General features: G+C 57.2%; 22 protein-coding genes and 1 tRNA gene. 2 read left to right on the forward strand and 21 right to left on the reverse strand.

Translation table 11 applies throughout. The annotated features are described in order from the left end of the window. Positions 1-11 precede the first annotated feature (11 nt). The 19 genes from nuoL to RF819_RS04660 all read right to left on the reverse strand — a co-directional run bounded on the left by nuoL (position 12) and on the right by RF819_RS04660 (position 17,875). Positions 12-2,057, reverse strand: coding sequence for an NADH-quinone oxidoreductase subunit L (gene nuoL / locus RF819_RS04570; RefSeq protein ID WP_078363881.1), 2,046 nt, complete (start codon positions 2,055-2,057; stop codon positions 12-14). Positions 2,058-2,063: 6 nt separating this feature from the next. Beyond that, a complete protein-coding gene (gene nuoK, locus RF819_RS04575; RefSeq protein ID WP_078363882.1) occupies positions 2,064-2,372 on the reverse strand; it encodes an NADH-quinone oxidoreductase subunit NuoK in 309 nt (102 codons plus the stop codon). Next, positions 2,369-3,028 carry an NADH-quinone oxidoreductase subunit J gene (locus tag RF819_RS04580; protein ID WP_078363883.1) on the reverse strand — a complete coding sequence of 220 codons (660 nt, stop codon included), beginning with the start codon at positions 3,026-3,028 and terminating at the stop codon, positions 2,369-2,371. The genes nuoK and RF819_RS04580 overlap by 4 nt, the downstream gene beginning before the upstream one ends. A gap of 25 nt (positions 3,029-3,053) precedes the next feature. After that, the gene (gene nuoI, locus RF819_RS04585) at positions 3,054-3,587 is read right to left on the reverse strand and encodes an NADH-quinone oxidoreductase subunit NuoI (RefSeq protein ID WP_078363884.1); all 534 of its coding nucleotides are present in this window, start codon (positions 3,585-3,587) and stop codon (positions 3,054-3,056) included. Between the two features lie 12 nt (positions 3,588-3,599). Continuing rightward, entirely contained in the window at positions 3,600-4,676 is a 1,077-nt protein-coding gene (gene nuoH / locus RF819_RS04590; RefSeq protein WP_078363885.1) for an NADH-quinone oxidoreductase subunit NuoH, read from the reverse strand. Further along, a complete protein-coding gene (gene nuoG / locus RF819_RS04595; protein WP_078363886.1) occupies positions 4,673-6,811 on the reverse strand; it encodes an NADH-quinone oxidoreductase subunit NuoG in 2,139 nt (712 codons plus the stop codon). Before nuoG ends, nuoH begins: the two co-directional genes overlap by 4 nt. An 11-nt stretch (positions 6,812-6,822) precedes the next feature. Then, positions 6,823-8,175 carry an NADH-quinone oxidoreductase subunit NuoF gene (gene nuoF, locus RF819_RS04600; protein ID WP_078363887.1) on the reverse strand — a complete coding sequence of 451 codons (1,353 nt, stop codon included), beginning with the start codon at positions 8,173-8,175 and terminating at the stop codon, positions 6,823-6,825. Continuing rightward, positions 8,172-8,663 carry an NADH-quinone oxidoreductase subunit NuoE gene (nuoE, locus tag RF819_RS04605; RefSeq protein ID WP_078363888.1) on the reverse strand — a complete coding sequence of 164 codons (492 nt, stop codon included), beginning with the start codon at positions 8,661-8,663 and terminating at the stop codon, positions 8,172-8,174. Before nuoE ends, nuoF begins: the two co-directional genes overlap by 4 nt. Then, positions 8,660-9,913, reverse strand: coding sequence for an NADH-quinone oxidoreductase subunit D (locus tag RF819_RS04610; protein WP_078363889.1), 1,254 nt, complete (start codon positions 9,911-9,913; stop codon positions 8,660-8,662). Before RF819_RS04610 ends, nuoE begins: the two co-directional genes overlap by 4 nt. Positions 9,914-9,916: 3 nt before the next feature. Further along, positions 9,917-10,534 carry an NADH-quinone oxidoreductase subunit C gene (locus tag RF819_RS04615; protein WP_078363890.1) on the reverse strand — a complete coding sequence of 206 codons (618 nt, stop codon included), beginning with the start codon at positions 10,532-10,534 and terminating at the stop codon, positions 9,917-9,919. Positions 10,535-10,544: 10 nt separating this feature from the next. Further along, the gene (locus RF819_RS04620) at positions 10,545-11,024 is read right to left on the reverse strand and encodes a NuoB/complex I 20 kDa subunit family protein (protein ID WP_078363891.1); all 480 of its coding nucleotides are present in this window, start codon (positions 11,022-11,024) and stop codon (positions 10,545-10,547) included. A 4-nt stretch (positions 11,025-11,028) separates the two neighbouring features. Next, a complete protein-coding gene (locus RF819_RS04625) occupies positions 11,029-11,388 on the reverse strand; it encodes an NADH-quinone oxidoreductase subunit A (protein ID WP_078363892.1) in 360 nt (119 codons plus the stop codon). Positions 11,389-11,446: 58 nt separating this feature from the next. Then, a tRNA-Leu gene (locus tag RF819_RS04630) sits at positions 11,447-11,531 on the reverse strand. Positions 11,532-11,645: 114 nt separating this feature from the next. Continuing rightward, positions 11,646-11,999: a preprotein translocase subunit SecG gene (gene secG, locus RF819_RS04635; RefSeq protein WP_078363893.1), complete on the reverse strand. Its 354-nt coding sequence runs from the start codon at positions 11,997-11,999 to the stop codon at positions 11,646-11,648. A 38-nt stretch (positions 12,000-12,037) separates the two neighbouring features. Next, a complete protein-coding gene (gene tpiA, locus RF819_RS04640; protein WP_078363894.1) occupies positions 12,038-12,778 on the reverse strand; it encodes a triose-phosphate isomerase in 741 nt (246 codons plus the stop codon). Beyond that, on the reverse strand, positions 12,756-13,775 hold the full coding sequence (locus RF819_RS04645) for an NAD(P)H-quinone oxidoreductase (RefSeq protein WP_078366769.1): 1,020 nt from the start codon (positions 13,773-13,775) through the stop codon (positions 12,756-12,758). The genes tpiA and RF819_RS04645 overlap by 23 nt, the downstream gene beginning before the upstream one ends. Before the next feature lie 60 nt (positions 13,776-13,835). After that, entirely contained in the window at positions 13,836-15,959 is a 2,124-nt protein-coding gene (gene pnp / locus RF819_RS04650) for a polyribonucleotide nucleotidyltransferase (protein WP_078363895.1), read from the reverse strand. A 212-nt stretch (positions 15,960-16,171) separates the two neighbouring features. Continuing rightward, entirely contained in the window at positions 16,172-16,438 is a 267-nt protein-coding gene (gene rpsO / locus RF819_RS04655) for a 30S ribosomal protein S15 (protein ID WP_078363896.1), read from the reverse strand. A gap of 162 nt (positions 16,439-16,600) precedes the next feature. Then, on the reverse strand, positions 16,601-17,875 hold the full coding sequence (locus tag RF819_RS04660) for a branched-chain amino acid ABC transporter substrate-binding protein (RefSeq protein WP_078363897.1): 1,275 nt from the start codon (positions 17,873-17,875) through the stop codon (positions 16,601-16,603). A 96-nt stretch (positions 17,876-17,971) separates the two neighbouring features. Between RF819_RS04660 and RF819_RS04665 the strand changes: the two genes are divergently transcribed. Continuing rightward, a complete protein-coding gene (locus RF819_RS04665; RefSeq protein WP_078363898.1) occupies positions 17,972-18,349 on the forward strand; it encodes an Hsp20/alpha crystallin family protein in 378 nt (125 codons plus the stop codon). A 132-nt stretch (positions 18,350-18,481) separates the two neighbouring features. Here the strand turns inward: RF819_RS04665 and tsaD are convergent, their stop codons facing one another. Continuing rightward, a complete protein-coding gene (tsaD, locus tag RF819_RS04670; protein WP_078363899.1) occupies positions 18,482-19,552 on the reverse strand; it encodes a tRNA (adenosine(37)-N6)-threonylcarbamoyltransferase complex transferase subunit TsaD in 1,071 nt (356 codons plus the stop codon). An 11-nt stretch (positions 19,553-19,563) separates the two neighbouring features. After that, a complete protein-coding gene (locus RF819_RS04675; RefSeq protein ID WP_078363900.1) occupies positions 19,564-20,211 on the reverse strand; it encodes a TetR family transcriptional regulator in 648 nt (215 codons plus the stop codon). Positions 20,212-20,328: 117 nt separating this feature from the next. Between RF819_RS04675 and RF819_RS04680 the strand changes: the two genes are divergently transcribed. Next, the gene (locus tag RF819_RS04680; RefSeq protein ID WP_078363901.1) at positions 20,329-21,633 is read left to right on the forward strand and encodes an efflux RND transporter periplasmic adaptor subunit; all 1,305 of its coding nucleotides are present in this window, start codon (positions 20,329-20,331) and stop codon (positions 21,631-21,633) included.

Consider the following 21,633-nt stretch of genomic DNA (forward strand, 5'->3'; position numbering starts at 1 on the left):
TTATCTTTCTCCTATTTGAGCCAGACGAAATACGTCATGAGCACGAAGATGCCCAGCACCATCGACAGCGCGTAGTCGTACAAGTACCCGGTCTGGAATTTCCTGACCACGCTGGAGATCAAACCAACCACACGCCAAGAACCATTGACGGCAGCGCCGTCAATCAGCGTTTGATCCCCAACCTTCCAGAACAACGTCCCCAAACCGCGCGCGCCGCGCGCCAAGACGTTCTCGTTGAACCAGTCCAGGTAATACTTGTTGTCCAACAACTGATAAAGCGGCATCATGCTGCGTTTGATCGCAGCAGGCAAGGCTGGATTGACCATGTACATGTAGTAAGAACAGACCACACCTGCCAGAGCCAGCCAGAAAGGTGTCGCCGAGAAGCCGTGCCGTGCCAACGCTGCCGCACCATGGAATTCTTCCGAGAGAACTTCCATGGCTTTGTGAATCTCGTGGTTCACAAAAATGGCATCTTTGAAGAAGTCTCCAAACAACATCGGCCCAATGGTGTGGTAACCAATGATCAAAGAAGGTATGGCCAGCAAAATCAAAGGAATCGTGACAACCCAGGGGGACTCCTTGGGGTGGTGGTGCGCATCATGGCCGTGACCGTGACCGTGATCGTGATCGTCAGCAGCGTGGTCGTGTCCATGGTGGGCATCCGGATTCTGGTCAAAACGTTCTTTGCCATGGAACACCAAGAAATACAGCCTGAACGAGTAAAACGCGGTCACGAACACACCCGCCAGTACCGCAAAGTAGGCAAACCCGGAGGCTGGCAAATTGCTGGCGTGCACCGCCATGATGATTTCGTCCTTGGAATAGAACCCTGAGAAAAAGGGCGTCCCAATCAAGGCCAGCGAACCAATCAGCGAGGTGATCCAGGTGATGGGCATGTATTTGCGCACCCCACCCATCCAGCGGATGTCCTGGTTATGGTGCAGCCCCATGATCACCGAGCCTGCGGCCAGGAACAACAAGGCTTTGAAAAATGCGTGGGTCATCAGATGAAACACCGCCACCGAGTAGGCGGATGCACCCAGCGCAACCGTCATGTATCCCAACTGCGACAGCGTGGAATAAGCGACCACCCGCTTGATGTCGTTCTGAATGATGCCCAAAAAACCCATGAACAAGGCCGTGATGGCACCGATGACCATGATGAAGTTGAGTGCGGCCTCACTCAGCTCAAACAACGGAGACATGCGGGCCACCATGAAAATACCAGCGGTCACCATCGTGGCGGCATGGATCAGCGCCGAAATGGGTGTTGGGCCTTCCATGGAGTCAGGAAGCCAAACGTGTAAAGGGAACTGTGCCGACTTGCCCATGGCGCCAATGAACAGGCAAATGCAAATCACGGTGACCAGCATCCAATCTGTTCCTGGCAAGGTCATGGCAGCCAACTCGTCGGCTTTCGCAAAAGCCTCGGCGTAACTCAAAGTGCCTGCATAAGCCGCAATCAGACTGATACCCAGGATGAACCCGAAGTCGCCCACGCGGTTCACCAAAAACGCTTTCATGTTGGCAAAAATCGCCGTTGGTTTGTTGTACCAGAAGCCAATCAGCAGGTAAGACACCAGCCCCACTGCTTCCCAACCAAAAAACAGCTGCAGCATGTTGTTGCTCATCACCAGCATCAACATGGAAAAGGTAAACAGCGAGATGTAAGAAAAGAAACGGTTGTAACCCTCGTCTTCTTCCATATACCCAATGGTGTAGATGTGCACCATCAGGGAGACAAAAGTCACCACACACATCATCATGGCAGTGAGACCATCCACCAGGAAGCCGATCTCCATCTTCAGGCCACCGACCACCATCCAGGTGTAGAGGGTTTCATTAAAACGTGCGCCATCCAAGCTCACACTTTTGAGCGTGAAGGCAGACAGGATGAAAGACAGCAACACACCGAGGATGGCAACGGAATGCGAAGCCCGGCGTCCCATACTGTTGCCACCAAACTTGGTTCCCAGCACACCGGCCATCAGGGCACCCACCAATGGCGCCAGGGGAACGGCCGCCAACATGGGGGCGGATAGGGTTTGACTCATTTCCTGTTACCCCTTCAACGAATCAAGTTCGTCCACATTGATGTTGGATTTGTTCCGGAACAGCACCACCAGAATGGCCAGTCCAATGGCGGACTCTGCGGCGGCAACTGTCAGAATGAAAAACACAAAAATCTGTCCATGCAGATCACCCAGGTAATGCGAGAAGGCGATGAAATTGGTGTTGACAGCCAACAACATCAACTCAACAGCCATCAGCAAAACGATCAAGTTCTTGCGATTCAAAAAGATGCCAATGACCGAGAGCGCAAACAGAACAGCGCCCAGCGTCAAAAAATGGCCCAAGGTCAACGTCATGCTTTGTTCTCCACAGATGGTGCTTCGACCGCATCAACAGGCAAGGCGGGTTGGGTAGCCGCCATCTTCACCACGATCATCCGGTCCTTGGCTCTTACCCGAACCTGCGCGGCCGGGTCAATGGCTTTGCTGTCCTTGCGCTGGCGCAACGTCAGCGCAATCGCCGCAATCATGCCAACCAGCAAAATCGCAGTGGCAACCTCGAGCGGATAAATATATTGGGTGTAGAGCAGTTTGCCCAGCAGCTTGCTATTGGATAGCTCGGCCCCAGCGTTGCTCACCGCGGCTGCAGTACTGGGCGCATCAGCGACCTGAAAACCTCCCAGCAGGACCGCCGACATCTCTGCAATGATCAAGAGGCCCAACACAGCCGCAAGCGGAAAATGTTTCCAGAAACCTTTGCGCATTTCCTCGGTGTTGACATCCAGCATCATCACCACAAACAAAAACAAGACCATTACCGCGCCGACATAGACCAGCACCAAGGTCAACGACAAAAACTCAGCCTTGAGCAGCATCCAGATCATCGAGGCCTGGAAAAAAGTGAGCACCAAGTACAAGACCGCATGCACCGGGTTACGTGTGGTGATCACCCGAAAAGCAGCGGCCAACAAGATGGCAGAAAACAGGTAGAACAGACCAGTCGTGACACTCATGATTCGGATTCTTTCTTACGACGGATCAACGGTATTTGGCATCAGCCAACTTGCTGGCAGCAATTTGGGGCTCATAACGGTCACCCACAGCCAGCAACATTTCTTTGGTGAAGTACAAGTCGCCTCGCTCCTCCCCGTGGTACTCGAGAATGTTTGTTTCCACAATCGAGTCCACCGGACAGCTCTCTTCACAAAAACCGCAAAAGATGCACTTGGTCAAATCGATGTCATAACGGGTTGTCCGGCGGGATCCATCCGCCCGCTCTTCGGATTCAATGGTGATCGCCATCGCGGGGCAGACCGCTTCACACAGCTTGCAGGCGATGCAACGCTCTTCACCCGTTTCATAACGACGAAGCGCATGCAAGCCCCGAAAACGTGGCGACAAGGGCGTTTTTTCCTCGGGATATTCCAGCGTGATCTTGCTTTTGAAGGCGTACTTGCCGGTAAGCCGCATGCCCTTAAAAAGCTCGGTCAGAAAGAAACTCGACAGGAAATCCGATAAGAAAAAGGCGTTCACGGAAGAGCTTTTACTGGTATTCAAAGTTGGGGTTGACATAAGCGACTCACATTACTTCCAAATGTTCCACGGGGTCTGCATCCAGACACCAATCACCACCAGCCACACCAAAGTCACCGGAATAAAGACCTTCCAACCCAAGCGCATGATCTGGTCATAACGAAAGCGAGGGAAAGTGACACGTACCCAGATAAATACCGTCATCACGGCAAAGGTCTTGATCCCAAGCCAGATCCAACCCGGAATCCAGCTCAAAGCCTCGATGGGCGACAACCAACCACCAAAAAACATGGTGACGCTCAGGATGGAGATCAACCAAATGCTTGCGTACTCAGCCATCTGGAACATCGCCCACGACATGCCAGAGTACTCCACCATGTGCCCGGCCACAATTTCAGACTCACCTTCAATCACGTCAAAAGGGGTGCGGTTGGTTTCAGCCAGACCGGATACAAAATAAACCACCACAATCGGCAACAGCGGCAGCCAATTCCAGGACAAGAAGTTCCATCCCATTTGCGAGAAATGCCCCTGGCTCTGTCCCATGACGATGTCCGTCATATTCAAACTGTTTGACACCATCAACACGATCAGGAAGCAAAAACCCATGGCGATTTCATAACTCACCATCTGGGCCGAGGCACGCAGTGCACCCAGGAAGGCATATTTGGAGTTGGAAGACCATCCTGAGATGATCACACCATACACCTCCAAAGACGCAATCGCCATCAGAAACAACAGACCCGCATTCAGGTTAGCAACTGCAATCTCTGGACCAAAAGGCACCACGACCCAAGCCGTCAAAGCGGGTGCAACCGTCAGAACAGGTCCCAGATAAAAGAGAAACTTGTCCGAGGCAGCTGGCCTGACGATTTCCTTGGTCATCAGTTTCAAGGCATCGGCAATCGGCTGCAACAGGCCCCATGGACCGACACGATTGGGGCCAATCCGGATTTGCACCCAGCCCAGCAACTTGCGCTCCCACAAGGTCGCGTAGGTCACCGCACCCATCACAATCATCAAAACGGGGATGATTTTGATCAAAGCCCACACCAGTGGCCAAACGATGTCCACCCACCACTGAGCGGATACCAGGCCTAGGCCGCCGGAATAAATCTGGTCAATCATGCTGGCACCTCCTGGGTCTCAGCGAATTTGGCGTCTGCCGTGCTTTGCAAGGCAGGCGCCCGACGCACGATGCCATCAAGTTGGTAAATATTGGCGACACAGGGGGTCAGCATCCCAGAGCCGGACACCGCTGACTGCGCATTCGCATTGCTGAGACGCGCAGCTGGCACAAACGCAGGAACCGCACCATCAGCATCGGCCAGGATCTGTTTAAGGACATCCTGAGACGACTCAGCGTCAAAACCCGGCAACTCCAGGATATTGGCCAAGGCCCGAAACACTTTCCAGGCAGGACGCGTTTCACCCAGGGGTTTGACCACCGCATGAAAGCTCTGTGGCCGTCCCTCTGCGTTCACAAAGGTTCCGGATGTTTCTGTAAATGGCGCAATTGGCAATAGCACATCACTGCAGTCCAGATTGGTCTTGAACGGACTCAAAGTCACGACCATCTGACATTGGGCCAGAGCCGCCACTGCGGACTTCCCACCGGCACTGTCAAACTGCGGCTCGGTATTGAGCAACATGACGGCCTTCAGGCCTCCTGCCAGCATTTGACCGGCATGAAGCCCACCGGTCCTCGGCATAGCTCCCACAAACTGCGCACCAACCGTATTGGCTGCTTCGGTCAGGTACCCCACCGTCGCACCAGTGTTCTCTCCAATCCAGTTGGCCAAGGCCAACAACTCGCTGGCCTGAGGGTGATGTGCCGCCGCATTGCCCAACAAAACGGCTCGACGCTCACCTCCGAGCAAGGAGAGCGCCACGGCGCGTGCCGCATCGGTCGCCTGACCACTCTGCGGAGCCTGGATCTGCTTTTCAAGCGCCACAGCAGCCGCGATATCGGCCAGCACCTGCACCCAGCCAGCGCTTGGAGCCGTGCATGTCGTGGCGACCGGCATACCCCAATCGACAGGGCTCGCTGTCACCACATGAACGGCACAACCCAGCTTGACGGCTTGGCGCACACGCTGGGCGAACAAGGGATGGTCCTTGCGCAGATTGGAGCCAACCACCAGAACACTCTGCAAGGTCGACAGATTGGCAATCGGCATCCCCAAAAACCGAACACCAGGCTGCCCGGTTTCGAACTGGGCATGACGGAGCCGGTAGTCAATGTTGTCGCTGCCCAAACCTCGCACCAAAGCGCCAGCGAGGTACAGCTCCTCAAGTGTGCTATGCGGGCTGACCAATGCACCGATGGCACCGGCGCCATGGTCCGTCTTGATGCTCTTTAAACCGTGGGCCACATATTCCAGCGCGGTCTTCCAGTCAACCTCATGCCATTGACCGCCTTGTTTGATCATGGGGCTTGTCAGCCGATCTGAACTGTTCAGTGCTTCGTAAGAAAAACGGTCACGGTCGGCAATCCAACATTCGTTGATCGCTTCATTTTCCAGAGGTACCACCCGCATGACCTTGTTGTTCTTGACCTGCACGATCAGATTGGTGCCAGTGGAGTCATGGGGGCTGATGGACTTGCGACGTGACAACTCCCAGGTCCGCGCGCTGTAACGGAACGGTTTGCTGGTCAGAGCACCCACAGGGCAGATGTCGATCATGTTGCCCGACAACTCGGAATCAATCGTCTTGCCACCAAAAGTTTCAATTTCGGCGTGTTCACCACGGTGCGACATGCCCAACTCCATGGCGCCGGCAATCTCCTGCCCAAAGCGCACACAACGGGTGCAATGGATGCAGCGCGCCATTTCCTGCATGGAGATCAAAGGGCCCACGTCCTTGACCGGGACGACCCGCTTTTCTTCTTCGTAACGCGAGGCGGTGCCGCCATAACCCACCGCCAAGTCTTGCAACTGGCATTCACCGCCTTGGTCACAAATGGGGCAATCCAGAGGATGGTTGATCAGCAAAAACTCCATCACCGACTGCTGGGCCTTGATCGCCTTGTCGGATTTGGTACGCACCACCATGCCTTGTGTCACCGAGGTGGCACAAGCCGGCATGGGTTTGGGCATTTTTTCGATGTCGACCAGACACATGCGGCAACTCGCCGCGATGCTGAGCTTTTTGTGGTAACAGAAATGCGGGATGTAGGTCCCCACCTTGTCAGCGGCGTGCATCACCGTGCTGCCCTGCTCAATCGCTACTTTTTGACCGTCGAGTTCAATTTCAATCATCTGGTGCTCACTCAAACGTATGCGGGAACCATGCAGGTTTTGTGTGCAATGTGGTATTCAAATTCAGGCATGTAATGCTTGAGCATGGCCCGCACCGGCATGGCTGCAGCGTCGCCCAGTGCACAAATCGTGCGCCCTTGAATGTCTTCCGCCACAGAGTTCAACAGAGCCAGATCCGCTTCGCGACCTAAGCCATTTTCAATGCGGTCCACCACGCGTGACATCCAGCCCGTGCCTTCCCGGCAAGGTGTGCACTGTCCACAGGACTCGTGCATGTAGAAGTAACTGAGTCGCTGCAAACTCTTGACCATGCAGCGCGAGTCGTCCATGACGATGACCGCACCCGAGCCCAGCATCGACCCCGCCTTGGCGATGGCGTCGTAGTCCATGGTGCAGTCCATCATGATGTGGGCTGGCAACACAGGTGACGACGACCCGCCAGGAATCACCGCCTTGAGCTTGCGACCGGAACGCACACCACCAGCAAGTTCGAGCAAAGCGGCAAACGACGTGCCCATGGGCACTTCATAGTTGCCTGGCAACTCCACGTCACCACTCACCGAAAATATCTTGGTACCACCATTGTTGGGCTTGCCCGATTCCAAATAGGCCTTGCCACCATTGCGAATGATCCAAGGCACAGCACCAAAAGTTTCGGTGTTATTGATGGTCGTTGGCTTGCCGTACAAACCGAAACTGGCAGGGAACGGCGGCTTGAAGCGCGGCTGGCCTTTTTTGCCCTCCAGCGACTCCAGCAAACCGGTCTCTTCACCACAGATGTAAGCCCCGAATCCATGGGCCGCATGCAGCTGAAAACTGAAGCTGGTGCCAAGAATGTTGTTGCCCAACAGCCCGGCAGCACGGGCTTCTTCCAACGCCTCTTCAAAGCGCCGGTAGGTGTGAAAAATCTCGCCGTGAATGTAGTTGTAACCCACGGAAATGCCCATGGCATAGGCGGCAATGATCATACCTTCAATCACAACATGTGGATTGAATTCCATGATGTCGCGGTCTTTGCAAGTACCGGGCTCACCCTCATCCGAGTTGCACACCAAGTACTTTTGCCCCGGGAATTGCCTCGGCATGAAACTCCACTTCAGTCCGGTCGGGAAACCGGCGCCGCCACGACCACGCAGACCCGATTCCTTCACCGTGGCAATCACCTGATCCTGCGTCAAACCAGGTCCACCGTCCAACCCCAGCACCTGACGCAAGGCCTTGTAACCACCACGCGCTTCGTAGTCTTTCAGGCGCCAGTTGGAGCCATTCAGATTGGCCAGGATTTGTGGGTTGATATGCCGATTATGAAAACAGGTCTGCACACCGCTGGACTGGAACTGCGCCAGAAAGCTGTCAACACTCATGACTTCACCTCCATCGAACGCAGGCCGTCCACCAACTGATCCAGCTTGTCGTCGGTCATGAAGCTGCACATATTGGTATCGTTGACCAGCATCACCGGCGCATCGGCACAGGCACCAAGACACTCACATTCTTGTAGCGTGAACAGCCCATCTGGCGTGGTCTGATTGGCATCAATGCCAAGTTTTTCTTTCAAGTGGGTCAACGCATGGGCACCGCTGCGCAACTGGCAAGGCAGGTTGGTGCAAACATTGAGTTTGTACTTTCCCACTGCCTTCTGGTTGTACATGTTGTAGAAACTGGTGACTTCATGCACAGCCATGGGCGCCATACCCAGGTAGTCAGCCACAAAGCGCTCACTCTCCGGACTGACAAAACCCTGTTCCTGCTGAACAATCTGCAGGCAGGCCATGACAGCCGACTGACGTTGCTCGAACGGATATTTGGCAACCTCTTTGGCAAAGGCTGCGAGAGACTTTTCTGAAATCATCGGTCAACTTCCCCAAACACAATGTCCATGGTGCCGATGATCGCCACCGCGTCAGCAATCATGTGGCCTTTGCCCATCTCGTTGAGAGCAGCCAGATGCACAAAGGCAGGTGGTCGAATTTTCATGCGGTACGGCTTGTTGGCGCCATCACTGACCATGTAGATACCGAATTCCCCTTTGGGATGTTCAATGGCTGAGTAAGCCTCCCCTTCCGGAACTGCAAAACCTTCTGTGAACAGCTTGAAGTGGTGGATCAGATCTTCCATGTTGGTTTTCATGGCTTCCCGATCTGGCGGCGCAATCTTGTGGTTGTCCGTGATCACCGGACCCGGGTTGGCTCGCAACCAGTCCACACATTGTTTGATGATGTGATTGGACTGTTTCATTTCCTCCATACGCACCAGATAGCGGTCGTAGGTATCCCCAGTTTTGCCTACTGGAATGTCGAAGTCGAGACGGTCATAAACCTCGTATGGCTGCTGTTTGCGCAGATCCCAGGCAATGCCGGAGCCACGCAACATCGGTCCAGTAAACCCAAGGTTCAACGCCCGCTCTGGCGTTACCACACCAATACCCACTGTGCGCTGCTTCCAGATCCGGTTTTCCGTCAGAAGTGTGTGGTACTCACCCAGATAAGTCGGGAAACGCTGGGTAAAGTCGTCGATGAAATCCAGCAGACTGCCACCACGATTGCGATTCAAAGCCTGTGTGGATTTGGCACTGCGAACCTTGTTGGGTGCATGTTGCGGCATCGTATCGGGCAAATCGCGGTAAACGCCGCCTGGACGGAAGTACGCGGCATGCATACGTGCGCCACTGACCGCCTCATACGCATCCAGCAAGTCTTCCCGTTCGCGGAAGGCATACAGCATGACCGTCATGGCGCCACAGTCAATCGCGTGCGCACCCACCCACAACAGGTGATTGAGCAGGCGGGTGATTTCGGCAAACATCACCCGGATGTACTGTGCGCGAAGAGGGACTTCCAGACCTAGCATCTTTTCGATCACAAGGCAATACGCCTGCTCGTTGCACATCATGGACATGTAGTCCAGACGATCCATGTAGGGCAAAGTCTGCAGGTAGGTCTTGTTTTCTGCCAGTTTTTCGGTGGCGCGGTGCAACAGGCCGATGTGCGGGTCAGCACGCTGTATCACCTCACCATCGAGCTCCAGAACCAAGCGCAACACACCGTGCGCTGCCGGGTGCTGCGGGCCAAAATTCAGGGTGTAGTTTTTAATGTCCGCCATAACTTACTGCGCCTGCGGCAGGCCTCCATAGTTCTCTTCACGGATGATGCGGGGCGTGATCTCACGCGGCTCAATCGTGACAGGCTGATACACCACGCGCCGTTGCTCGGCGTCATAACGCATCTCAACATGCCCGGACAAGGGAAAGTCTTTGCGAAATGGATGACCAATAAATCCGTAATCCGTGAGGATCCGGCGCAAATCGTCATGCCCCTCAAAAACGATGCCATAGAGGTCAAAGGCTTCGCGCTCGAACCAGTTGGCCGCACTCCAGATATCGCAAACTGAACGAATCACTGGCGCATCATCGTCGGTAGCAAAAACCTTGAGACGAATGCGCTGATTCAGACTCACCGACAACAGGTGCAGCACCACACAAAAACGCTGCCCAAGCTGCGGTTCATCCTTGTAGGTTGAATAGTCCACACCACACAAGTCAATCAACTGCTCAAATTGGCAGGCCGGATGATCTCGCAAGATACCAGCCACCTGGTGGTAGTCAGCCGCCTTCACCACCAAAGTCAACTCACCCCATTTCACAGCACTGCTCTGCACAAACTCGCCCAAAGCCACATTGACCTGGGCCTGGAGCGTATGAGGATTTACCGCGTATACCGTCATGACATTCCTTTTAAGTACGCGCAATGGTTTGCGTGCGACGGATTTTGTTCTGCAACTGAATGATGCCGTACACCAGCGCCTCGGCGGTGGGCGGACAACCCGGCACATAAATATCAACCGGCACAATGCGGTCGCAGCCACGCACCACAGAATAGCTGTAGTGGTAATAACCACCCCCATTGGCGCACGACCCCATGCTGATCACCCAGCGCGGCTCAGCCATCTGGTCATACACCTTGCGAAAGGCTGGCGCCATCTTGTTGGTCAAGGTGCCCGCCACAATGATCAGATCAGACTGACGTGGACTGGGTCGAAACACCTCGGCACCAAACCGGCTGATGTCATAACGGGCCGCAGCCGCATGCATCATTTCAACCGCACAACAGGCCAAGCCAAAGGTCATCGGCCAGACCGACCCCGTCTTGGCCCAGTTCACGACGCTGTCATACGTCGTCGTGACAAACCCTTCTTTGAGAACACCTTCAATCATTGACTTACTCCCAATCCAGGGCGCCTTTAAGCCACATGTACACAAAGCCAATCGTCAGAATGGTCACAATTTCCAAACCAACCATGAAACCGTAAAGACCCAGCTCTCTGAGCGTGACAGCCCACGGAAACAGCAGCGCCGTTTCCAGATCGAACAGGATAAAAAGAATGGCAATCAGGTAATAGCGGACATCAAAGGTCATTCGGGCGTCGCCGAATGCCTCAAAGCCACATTCATAAGGGGAGTTTTTGGCAGCGTCGGGGCGATTGGGGCCCAACACGTAACCGATCACCTGGGGAAGTACCCCGATGGCGATACCCACCAGGATAAACAAGAGTACCGGCAGGTACTGACCGAGGTTCATCATAAGGATTTGTCTGCTTGTATCTCAGGCACATTTGCATGCGCCCGAGTTGTTTATCTGGTGCCGTCGGCGAGACTCGAACTCGCACAGCTGTCGCCACTACCACCTCAAGATAGCGTGTCTACCAATTCCACCACGACGGCAATTTAGATCTTCTAAAGACACAAACCTTGATGTTTGTTAAGTCTGTAGAAGCAAGCGGGAGTTTACCCTGAAATCCTTGTTCTCCTAGGGTGAGAGTATATTTCGAAAGTCAATTACTTCGACGGAATTTGTGCTGCACCAGATGCAGGAACTGCAGGAATTGCAGCTACAGGTGCGGGCGCAACCAGGGCTGCGTTTTCAAGAACACTGCCAGAGCTCGCAGCCGGACGAGCCGACCCGAAATACGCCAGACCCAGGGTGCTGACAAAAAACACCGTGGCCAGCACGGCGGTGGTGCGCGACAGGAAATTGGCGCTGCCACTGGCCCCAAACAAGCTGCCTGAGCCACCACTGCCAAATGCTGCCCCCATGTCAGCGCCCTTGCCGTGCTGCACCAGAATCAAGCCCACCATCACCACCGCAGACAGCATCTGCACTGCCAGCAAAATCGTCAACAAAACATTCATACCTTACTCCTCATTCAATAGCTACCAGCGCTTGTTTATCAAGCGGCTGCAGCAATAATCGTTAAAAAATCCGGGGCTTTGAGGGCGGCGCCGCCAATCAGGCCACCGTCAATATCGGGTTGGGCCAGCAGCGAGGCTGCGTTGGCCGCATTCATGCTGCCACCGTACAGCAGCTTGATGCGGTCGGCATGCTCGGAAGCGGCCTTCAACTGGGCACGCAACACCGCGTGCACTTGCTGCGCCTGCTCCGGCGTTGCCGTCTTGCCGGTGCCAATGGCCCAGACCGGCTCGTACGCCACCACCACCTCGCTGATGCAATGTCCGTTTGTTTGGATCACTGCGGCCAGCTGACGCTTGACCACCTCGTCCGTGAGGCCTGCTTCACGCTCGGCCAGCGTCTCACCCACACACACAATCGGCGTGATGCCACTGCTCAGGGCGCGCTGCGCCTTGGTGGCAACCACAGCATCAGTCTCGCCATGGTACTGGCGGCGCTCGGAGTGGCCCACGATGGCGTAACGCACTCCAAACTCCTTGAGCATGGCCGCCGAGGTTTCACCGGTGTAGGCACCTGCTTCATGCGCCGAAATGTCTTGCGATGCGAGATCGATCTTGGTGCCCGCCAGCAAGGCCTGGCACTGCCCCAGATACACCGCAGGCACACCCACGGCGACCTCGCAGCTGGCTTGACCCAGGCCGGCGAGGATGTCTTTGAGCAGCTTGTCATTGGCAGCCAGGCTGCCGTTCATCTTCCAGTTACCTGCAATCAGCTTTTTCATGATGTTGTTCCCAAGTCAAAACAATTTTTCCAACGTGCTGGCTCGATTCCATCAAGGCATGCGCCGCCGCCACATCGGCCGCCGCCAACGACCGGTAGATCACCGGCTTGATCCGTCCGTCAGCCAGCGCTGGCCAGACGTTTTTCAGACAGGCTTTGGCAATGGCGGCTTTGAAAGCCACCGACCTGGGCCGCAAGGTCGAACCCGTGATGGTCAGACGCTTGCGCAAGACCAGGCCCGCGTTGAACTCGCTGCGGGTACCACCTTGTATCGAAATGATGACAAGGCGCCCATCGTCCTTGAGGCATTGAACCTCTTTGGCCACATAAGCCCCGGCCACAATGTCCAGGATCACATCCACACCTTGACCCTCCTCGGTCAGGCGCAACACCTCGTCCTGGAAATCCTGTGTCTTGTAGTTGATGGCAGCGTCCGCCCCCAGGGCGATGCAAGCCTCACATTTTTCAGCGCTGCCCGCCGTCACAAACACCCGTGCACCGGCCAGTTTGGCCAGCTGGATGGCGGTGACACCAATGCCGCTGGAGCCCCCCTGGATCAGCACGGTTTCACCGGGCTGCAGGCGCGCACGCTCCATCAGGTTGCTCCAGACCGTGAAAAACGTCTCGGGCAGACTGGCCGCCTCGACATCACTCAAGCCCGCAGGCACCGGCAGACATTGGGCAATAGGCGCCACGCAGTACTCTGCATAACCGCCACCCGCCACCAGCGCACACACACGGTCACCCAGCTGGAATCCAGCCGCAGCCAACTCAAGCGGGTCGCCCGCTTCGATGGTGCCAGCCACTTCAAGCCCCAGAATGTCCGAAACTCCCGGCGGCACCGGGTAGTGTCCTTGGCGCTGCAACACATCGGGACGATTGACACCACTGGCTGCCACACGGATAAGCAATTCCCCCGCGCCCGCGACAGGCACAGGCCGCTCACCCAGATGCAAAACATCTGGGCCGCCGAAGCCAGTGATTTCAATCGTTTTCATGGTCATTTTGGCCTCTAGCCCTTATTCAATAAGGGCTAGCAGCTATCAACTTGATAACTCTCAGGCCCGGTTGTCCGCGCCGGTTTGGGCAGGACGCTCCAACAAGGCTTTCATCGACAGCTTGATGCGGCCTTTTTCGTCGGTTTCCATGACCTTGACCTTGACGATCTGGCCTTCTGCCAAATAGTCGGTGACCTTCTCGACACGTTCATGGGCGATCTGGCTGATGTGCAACAAGCCGTCCTTGCCAGGCAAGAGGTTGATCAATGCACCGAAGTCGAGGATCTTGACCACCGGGCCTTCGTAGACCTTGCCGATTTCGACTTCGGCGGTGATCTGCTCGATGCGGCGTTTGGCTTCTTCAGCCTTGGCCGGATCTGCGGACGCAATGGTGATGGTGCCGTCTTCGTCGATGTTGATCTGGGTGCCGGTTTCTTCGGTCAGCGCACGGATCACCGCGCCGCCCTTGCCGATCACATCACGGATCTTCTCGGGGTTGATCTTCATCGTGAACAGGCGCGGTGCGAAGTTGGAGACTTCGGTCTTGGCCTCACCCATGGCTTCGACCATCTTGCCCAGGATGTGCATGCGTGCTTCTTTGGCTTGGGCCAAAGCGACTTGCATGATTTCCTTGGTGATACCTTGGATCTTGATGTCCATCTGCAGCGCGGTGATGCCGTTGGTGGTACCGGCCACCTTGAAGTCCATATCGCCCAGGTGATCTTCGTCGCCCAGGATGTCGGTCAGCACCGCAAAACGGTTGTCGTCCTTGATCAGGCCCATGGCGATACCGGCCACATGCGCCTTCAACGGCACACCAGCGTCCATCAAGCTCAAGCAGCCGCCGCACACCGACGCCATCGAAGACGAGCCATTGGACTCGGTCACTTCAGACACGACACGCATGGTGTAGGGGAAGTCTTCCTTGTTGGGCAACACCGCAACGAGCGCACGTTTGGCCAGACGGCCGTGGCCGATTTCGCGGCGCTTGGGCGTACCAACACGACCGGTTTCGCCGGTGGCGAAGGGAGGCATGTTGTAGTGCAACATGAAACGGTCTTCGTAGTCACCAGCCAGCGAATCCACGCGCTGGGCATCACGCTCGGTACCGAGCGTGGTCACCACCAGCGCCTGGGTTTCACCACGGGTGAACAGGGCTGAGCCGTGGGTACGGGGCAACACGCCGTTGCGGATTTCGATGGCACGCACGGTGCGGGTGTCACGGCCGTCGATACGGGGTTCGCCAGCCAGAATTTGGCCACGCACGATCTTGGCTTCGATCTCAAACAGCAGGCCTTCGATGGCCACGCTATCAAACGCCACGCCTTCTTCCTTCAATGCAGCCATGACTTCAGCATAGGCAGCACGGCAGGCTTGGGTGCGGGCTTGTTTGTTGCGGATCTGGTAAGCGGCGACCAGCTTGTCTTTGGCCAGGCCGTCGATCTTGGCGATCAGCGCTTCGTCCTTGGCGGCAGGTTTCCAGTCCCACACCGGTTTGCCAGCGTCACGCACGAGTTCGTGGATCGCATTGATGGCAATCGCACCCTGGGTGTGACCAAACACCACCGCACCGAGCATGATGTCTTCGGACAGCTGGTCGGCTTCGGACTCCACCATCAGCACGGCCGATTCGGTACCAGCCACCACCAGGTCCATCTGGCTGTTCTTGCGCTGGGTTTGGCCCGGGTTGAGCACGTACTCACCATTGATGTAACCGACGCGGGCGGCGCCAATCGGTCCGCTGAACGGCACGCCGCTGATGGACAGCGCAGCGCTGACGGCAATCATGGCGGCGATGTCGGCATCCACTTCGGGGTTGAGCGACAGGGTGTGCACCACCACATGCACTTCGTTGAAGAAACCTTCGGGGAACAGCGGGCGAATCGGACGGTCGATCAGGCGACTGGTCAGGGTTTCGTATTCGCTGGGGCGGCCTTCACGCTTGAAGAAGCTGCCGGGAATGCGGCCTGCGGCGTAGGACTTTTCGAGGTAATCCACGGTCAAGGGGAAAAAGTCCTGGCCAGCCTTGCCTTCAGACTTGGCCACCACGGTGGCCAGCACCACGGTGCCGTCCATGTCGAGCATCACTGCACCGCTGGACTGACGGGCGATTTCGCCGGTTTCCATGGTGACCGTGTGTTGACCCCATTGGAAAGTCTTGCTAACTTTTTTGAACATCGTCATTTGTTATCTCCTGAGTATTTGGGGGATGCAGGCCACCCCGCCATAGCCCGGAAACTGCCACACAGAACACGATGCCATTCCAGAACCCCACCCCGATACAAGATGACCGGGCTTTGGAATGACACAGCTTCGCTCGTGTATTTGCCGTCTCCGAAGTAAAAAACGCCTGAGCTAGTGACCTAACTCAGGCGCTTCATCGTCTTGTCAGACAATTATTTGCGCAGACCCAGCTTGGCGATCAACGCCACATAACGGTCAGCATCTTTGGCCTTGAGGTAGTCCAGCAGCTTGCGGCGACGGCTCACCATACGCAGCAGACCACGGCGACCATGGTGGTCTTTGGCATGCAGCTTGAAGTGGGGGGTCAGTTCGTTGATGCGCGCTGTGAGCAGGGCGACCTGAACTTCGGGGCTACCGGTATCACCGGCGGAACGTGCGTTGTCTTTGACAACAGCGGCTTTGATTTCGGATGCGATCATGCTTTTTCCTGAGAGTAAACAACTTGCGTCAGGCGCTGGAACTGCCCCTGACGTGCGAGAACTGCAACGCGTGCAGAGCCTTGGAGTATAACCTGCCCGGTCTGGATGCACCAGCTGCGCCCAGAAGCGGTCTACGCGGCCGCTTTGTCACACGGCCACCGCTCAGGGGCGCACCATGTGGCAGGTGGTGGCCTGCTCGGCCTCAGCCGCACTCAGCGTCTTGATCACGCGAAAGCCGTAACCCGAGCCTTCCACATCAAATTTGACACCGGGAGCGCCCTTGCGCTCCATCAGCCCCACCACCAATGATTGCTGAAATTGATGATCACTCGCCCGCATCGCTCCACTTTGGGCATACAAAGTGACCCGGGCTTTTTCCAGCTGCGTCGCCACAGCCACCGCATCCGTCGTGCCTGCGGCTTGCAGCGCCTGCACCAGCGCCTGCACCATGAGTTGCATGCGCATGTGCACATAGTCGTCTGCGGGATTGGGGAAACGCTGGCGGAAGGCTTGGTAGAAGGCCTCGCTCTGGGGCGTGGGCACATTGGGCAACCAGTCGGCCACAGCAATCACCTTGCCGATGCCAGCCTCACCCATCGCGGCTGGCGCACCCAGCGCATTGCCGTAGAACGTGTAGAAGCGACCGTCATAACCCACGTCTTTGGCGGCCTTGACCAGCAGCGTCAGGTCATTGCCCCAGTTGCCGGTGATCACTGCCTGTGCGCCGCTGGCCTTGATTTTGGTGAGATAGGGAATGAAGTCCTTGACGCGCCCGATGGCATGTAACTCGTCTCCCACAATGCGCACATCGGGGCGCATCTGCGTCAACTGACGGCGTGCTTCACGCGCCACCGCCTGGCCAAAGCTGTAGTCCTGGCCGATGATGTAGACACTTTTGAGCGCGGCATCGTCCTTGATCACCGACATCAGCGCGTTCATGCGCATGTCGGCGTGGGCATCAAAACGAAAATGCCAGAAACTGCATTTCTCGTTGGTCAGGATCGGGTCCACCGCCGAGTAATTCAGGAAGATCACCCGCTTGCCCGGTTCGCGCTCGTTGTGTTTGTTGATCGCATCCATCAGCGCCGCCGCCACCGCCGAGGAATTGCCCTGGGTCACCACCCGGGCCCCCTGGTCAATGGCAGCCTTGAGCGCGGTCAACGCGTCTTCAGTCTGACCCTTGCTGTCAAAACGGTCGATTTGCAGCGGTACACCCTTGGCCTTGTCACCCAGCTTGACACCCCCCGCCGCATTCACCCGCTCCACCGCCCAGGCCAGGTTGCGGTAGACCGACTCACCGGTGTTGGCGAACGGGCCACTCAGCGCCTCGATCATGGCAATTTTGATCGGCGCCGGAGTTGGCTGGGCCATGGCCAGAACCGGCAGACATAGGGCCAGGACCAGGGATTTCAAGGCGCGTGTGAGAACAATAAACATGGGGAAATTTCTCTTGAAAGAAGCGTGCACGTGCACAGATAGGGGTCTTGCGGCGTTCTTGTGCTGAAGGCCGCGCAGTTTACAAGGAGTCACCCCATGTTCTTTACACCCGCCACCCCCGCCGGTTTCCGCCGCCAACTGTATGTCGCCGCCCGCCCGCCAGTCGGGCTCGTTGAGCCGAACCAGACCAGCCGCAGCCAGCGCCCCAGTGCGGTCGAGCAGGACGAGCAATCCTTCACCCTCTCGTTCGACGTTCCCGGCGTCAGCCGCGAGCAATTGGTGGTGGGCATCGAAGGCAATGTGGTGCGCCTGTCCAGCGCCGAAGGTGCACCGCGCAGCTACCACTTTGCCTGCGAGTTGCCACAAGACATCGACGCGGGCCAAAGTGCCGCCAAGCTGGAAAACGGCGTGTTGACGCTGAAGCTGGCCAAGGTGGCGCCGGTGAACCGGGTCACCGAGTTGGTGATCCACTGAGCCACCTGCGGATCAGGCCAAACCGGCGATGTCAAGGTTTGGCCTGACGACCGCAGACTTCAATAGCGATCAATTTCGATAGCTATATGCCCTTATTGCAAAAGGGCTAGAGGCTTATTTCTTATATAAACCTCAACCGCCAATGGCATCCAGAGGCCAGCGTGGTTTGACGTCAAAAGCGTAGTTGTTGACGGCGCTTTGCTGGCCGGACTGCAGTCGCATCGCTGCCGCCATCGCAATCATGGCGCCGTTGTCGGTGCACAGGTGCAACTCGGGGTAGTGCACCCGTGTCTTGAGCCGGGCACATTCGGCATTGAGCTGCTGGCGCAACTCCCGGTTGGCGCCCACACCACCAGCCACCACCAGGCGTTTGAGCCCGGTTTGTTTCAAAGCGGTGAGTGATTTCTTGACCAGCACCTCCACAATCGCGGCCTGGGTGGAGGCGGCCAGATCTGCCAGCACGGCCACCGGTAAATCCGCCACCGCGCAACCATGGGCATGGGCACATTTACCGGTCTGCACCATCACTGCGGTCTTGAGCCCAGCAAAAGAAAAGTCCAGATCACCGCTGTGCAACAAGGGGCGTGGCAATTTGTAGGCTTTGGGGTTGCCCGACTCGGCCAGCTTGGACAGCGCCTGCCCACCCGGGTAATCCAGGCCCAACAGCTTGGCGGATTTGTCAAAGGCCTCGCCCGCGGCGTCGTCAATCGTCTCACCCAGAATCTGGTACGAGCCGACCCCATCCACCCGCATCAACTGGCTGTGTCCACCAGACACCAGCAACGCAACAAACGGGAACTCGGGCGGATCGATACTCAGAAACGGTGACAACAAATGCCCTTCCAAATGGTGCACCCCCAGCACCGGTTTGCCCAAGGCAGCAGCCAGCGCACAGGCCACACCGGCGCCCACCAGCAAGGCACCAGCCAAGCCGGGCCCCCGCGTGAACGCCACCACATCGACATCGACCAACGTACGGCCCGAGTCCTGCAGCACCTGCTGGGTCAGCGGTAACACACGGCGGATGTGGTCACGGCTGGCCAGCTCGGGCACCACACCGCCGTAGGCCTGGTGCATCTCAATCTGGCTGTACAAGGCATGCGCCAGCAAAACCGGCAAGCCCTGCGCGGGCATGTCGACCAGGGCCACGCCCGTTTCATCACACGAGGACTCGATCCCCAGAACACAACACTGTTTCACCATAACCCACGAGTTTAGGCGATGGTCTCTGGCGCAGGCCCAGGCAAGGGCAGCCCGAGCCCGGTAAGGTAGACCGACACCGCCGCTCGCGCGACCTCAACCAAGTCGAAGGTGCTGGGCGCCAGCATCCAAGTTTGGATCAAGCCTGCCATCAGGGAATGCAGCCCCTGGGCGGCCACCAATGGCGACATCGGCAAGCACACCGAACGATGTGTGGCGACCTCCTGCAATCGGCGCTGCAACTCACGCGTGTTGTCGCTGTAACACTGCACATGCCGCTGCTTGACGGCCAGCAACTCCTCAACATACTCCACCTTCATCGTGGCGATCTCAAAGACGGCGCGTACCCGCTCATCGTCCACGATGGTCTGCATCGGCAACAGGATGGCGCGTTCCAGCTCCAGCAGGGGGTCCTGGGTCCGATCGTCACTGATCTGTTGCATGGTCCGCTCCATCGGCAAGGTGGCGCTCTCCATCAGGGCATTGAACAGATCCGCCTTGTTTTTGAAGTGCCAGTAGATGGCGCCTCGGGTCGCACCTGCGGCGAGGGCAATATCTTGTAAGGAGGTGCGCGACACACCTTGTTTGGCAAACAGATGCAACGCAACGTCCATCAGTTGAGTACGCGTCGCTTGCGCGTCTTCTTTGGTCCTGCGAGCCATGGTGATGAGCTTTCAAAGGGGGGATTTATTTACATTCATCATTGTATGTATAATTCTGAAAAAATCAAACCTCCCACCCGAATCCTAGGGTTAACCCTTACATTTTGGACCCGCACCATGCACCCTGTCCTTCCCCCATTCCACCCCCTGCCTGGCCAGCGATCTCGCACCCCCGGATTCACCCGGACCGCTGGCAGCGCCCTGGCTGTCAGTGCCTTGCTTTTGTTGTCGGCATGTGGCCAGGGCAAACCTGACGCAGCCGGTGGTCCCGGTGGTGGCATGCCCCCGGCTGAAGTGGGTGTCATCACCGTGGCACCGGGTGACGTGGGCCTGACCACCGAACTGCCAGGTCGGCTGGAGGCCTCGCGTGTGGCCCAGGTGCGTGCCCGTGCGGCAGGCATCTTGCAAAAGCGCCTGTTCACCGAAGGCAGCGACGTCAAGGCGGGTCAGCCCCTGTTCCAGATTGATGCCAGCCCCTATGAGGCTACCCTGTCCAGTGCGTTGGCCAACGTGGCCAAGGCCGAAGCCAACCAGGTCCAAGCCAGCGCCCTCGCAGAACGTTACAAACCTCTGATTGAAGCCAAGGCCATCAGCCAGCAGGAATTCATCAACGCCCAGGCGTCCCAAAAGCAGGCCGACGCGGACGTGGCTGTGGCCAAGGCGGCGGTACAAACCGCCCGCATCAATGTGGGTTACGCCAATGTCACCTCCCCCATTTCTGGCCGCATTGGCCGAGCCTTGGTGACCGAGGGTGCCTTGGTCGGCCAGGGTGAAGCGACCGAACTGGCGGTGGTGCAACAGATCAACCCGATGTATGTGAATTTCACGCAGTCGGCGGCTGAGGTCATGGCCCTGCGCCGTGCCATGGACAGCGGACAACTCAAACGCGCTGGCAAACAGGCGGCCAGCATCCGGGTGGTGCTCGAAGACGGCACCGACTACCCGCTGACAGGCAAGCTGCTGTTCTCTGACCTGACGGTGGACACCACCAGTGGCCAGATCACCCTGCGCGCCGAAGTGCCCAACCCACAAGGCGCACTGTTGCCCGGCCTGTTTGTGCGTGTCCGGCTCGAACAAGCCCAGGCTGGCAATGCCATCACCCTGCCCCAGCAAGCCGTGACCCGCTCCCCACAAGGTGACACCGTGATGGTGGTGGACGCCCAGGGCAAAGCCGCACCACGCACCATCAAGATTGGTGGCCAGCAAAACGGCCAGTGGGTGGTATTGAGTGGTTTGCAGGCCGGTGAGCAGGTGATGGTTGACGGCTTCCAGAAATTACGGGGTGGTCCGGTCAAGCCAGTGCCATGGCAAGCCGGTGCACCCGCAGCGGGCAAGCCGGGTGCCGGCCAGCCAGCGGCAGCAGCTTCAGCAGAAAAAGCCGCATCAGCCCCCGCTGATGCTGCCTCAGGCGCTGCGAAATAA

Source organism: Rhodoferax fermentans (genome assembly GCF_002017865.1).
Taxonomy (GTDB): Bacteria; Pseudomonadota; Gammaproteobacteria; order Burkholderiales; family Burkholderiaceae_C; genus Rhodoferax; species Rhodoferax fermentans.

Bases quoted from the DNA above. Each gene is read 5' to 3' on its own strand.
- nuoL (WP_078363881.1), bottom strand. From the start codon at position 2,057: ATGAGTCAAACCCTATCCGCCCCCATGTTGGCGGCCGTTCCCCTGGCG.
- nuoK (WP_078363882.1), bottom strand. From the start codon at position 2,372: ATGACGTTGACCTTGGGCCATTTTTTGACGCTGGGCGCTGTTCTGTTT.
- RF819_RS04580 (WP_078363883.1), bottom strand. From the start codon at position 3,028: ATGAGTGTCACGACTGGTCTGTTCTACCTGTTTTCTGCCATCTTGTTG.
- nuoI (WP_078363884.1), bottom strand. From the start codon at position 3,587: ATGTCAACCCCAACTTTGAATACCAGTAAAAGCTCTTCCGTGAACGCC.
- nuoH (WP_078363885.1), bottom strand. From the start codon at position 4,676: ATGATTGACCAGATTTATTCCGGCGGCCTAGGCCTGGTATCCGCTCAG.
- nuoG (WP_078363886.1), bottom strand. From the start codon at position 6,811: ATGATTGAAATTGAACTCGACGGTCAAAAAGTAGCGATTGAGCAGGGC.
- nuoF (WP_078363887.1), bottom strand. From the start codon at position 8,175: ATGAGTGTTGACAGCTTTCTGGCGCAGTTCCAGTCCAGCGGTGTGCAG.
- nuoE (WP_078363888.1), bottom strand. From the start codon at position 8,663: ATGATTTCAGAAAAGTCTCTCGCAGCCTTTGCCAAAGAGGTTGCCAAA.
- RF819_RS04610 (WP_078363889.1), bottom strand. From the start codon at position 9,913: ATGGCGGACATTAAAAACTACACCCTGAATTTTGGCCCGCAGCACCCG.
- RF819_RS04615 (WP_078363890.1), bottom strand. From the start codon at position 10,534: ATGACGGTATACGCGGTAAATCCTCATACGCTCCAGGCCCAGGTCAAT.
- RF819_RS04620 (WP_078363891.1), bottom strand. From the start codon at position 11,024: ATGATTGAAGGTGTTCTCAAAGAAGGGTTTGTCACGACGACGTATGAC.
- RF819_RS04625 (WP_078363892.1), bottom strand. From the start codon at position 11,388: ATGAACCTCGGTCAGTACCTGCCGGTACTCTTGTTTATCCTGGTGGGT.
- secG (WP_078363893.1), bottom strand. From the start codon at position 11,999: ATGAATGTTTTGTTGACGATTTTGCTGGCAGTGCAGATGCTGTCTGCG.
- tpiA (WP_078363894.1), bottom strand. From the start codon at position 12,778: ATGAAAAAGCTGATTGCAGGTAACTGGAAGATGAACGGCAGCCTGGCT.
- RF819_RS04645 (WP_078366769.1), bottom strand. From the start codon at position 13,775: ATGAAAACGATTGAAATCACTGGCTTCGGCGGCCCAGATGTTTTGCAT.
- pnp (WP_078363895.1), bottom strand. From the start codon at position 15,959: ATGACGATGTTCAAAAAAGTTAGCAAGACTTTCCAATGGGGTCAACAC.
- rpsO (WP_078363896.1), bottom strand. From the start codon at position 16,438: ATGATCGCATCCGAAATCAAAGCCGCTGTTGTCAAAGACAACGCACGT.
- RF819_RS04660 (WP_078363897.1), bottom strand. From the start codon at position 17,875: ATGTTTATTGTTCTCACACGCGCCTTGAAATCCCTGGTCCTGGCCCTA.
- RF819_RS04665 (WP_078363898.1), top strand. From the start codon at position 17,972: ATGTTCTTTACACCCGCCACCCCCGCCGGTTTCCGCCGCCAACTGTAT.
- tsaD (WP_078363899.1), bottom strand. From the start codon at position 19,552: ATGGTGAAACAGTGTTGTGTTCTGGGGATCGAGTCCTCGTGTGATGAA.
- RF819_RS04675 (WP_078363900.1), bottom strand. From the start codon at position 20,211: ATGGCTCGCAGGACCAAAGAAGACGCGCAAGCGACGCGTACTCAACTG.
- RF819_RS04680 (WP_078363901.1), top strand. From the start codon at position 20,329: ATGCACCCTGTCCTTCCCCCATTCCACCCCCTGCCTGGCCAGCGATCT.